Raw genomic sequence first — 666 nt, 5'->3', positions numbered from 1 at the left:
ATACCTGCTTCAACACTCTAGCTTATCCATTACCGAAATTGGTGCCAAGATGGGTTACTCGGACTCTTCACACTTCACTCGCGCTTTTAAGCGTCAAATGAAGATGACACCAAGACAATTCAGACAGGAGAATCCATCCTAGTTTCAAAGGCTAGTGTGACTTTTCCAAGAGGCGAGTATCACTGGCTCAAGGAAACACTCAAAAGTGAATGGGTGGCATATAATGGTAAGTTTCTCGATTTAGAATGAGCCATGATGGACTCACATTCACTATTGAGGGTATGCCATGATCATTCATTTTCGAGTACAAGATGTTCAAGAATTGTACGGTACAATAGATTTAGCCAGCATTTTACAACTCGCTTTGCGACAGACGCCTGTTCCAACTTTAAACCTCTGATTGAAAAAGCGAATTTTACAATTACACTTGAAGCATAAGTTTGAATGGAGTCAACTTAATGCTTTACTTGCAAAACCGTTTCTATCCCTCTGTTATCGGGGCTATTGCCCTCACGCTTCCTTCTGCCGCTTTTGCAAGTAGTCCTGCGCTGCAAGACAGGCTGGAGAAAATCTTTGCAGTTTCCATCGCGCTTACTGACAGCGATGCCGTTTCTATCGGCTTTGTTGATTTTGATCCTAACTCGCTGATCAATTTGAATGACAGTG

Annotated in this window: 2 protein-coding genes; both read left to right on the top strand. The window is 42.5% G+C overall.

The window, feature by feature from the left end; translation table 11 throughout:
* The coding region (locus KIV40_RS34120) for a helix-turn-helix domain-containing protein (protein WP_285353874.1) at positions 1-142 on the top strand (142 nt) is incomplete at its 5' end.
* A 316-nt stretch (positions 143-458) separates the two neighbouring features.
* A partial coding sequence (locus tag KIV40_RS34115; protein WP_285353873.1) for a Solitary outer membrane autotransporter beta-barrel domain occupies positions 459-666 on the top strand: 208 nt, incomplete at its 3' end.

It is taken from the genome of Vibrio sp. D173a (genome assembly GCF_030248475.1).
This window is presented reverse-complemented; position numbering and strand designations above follow the sequence as displayed.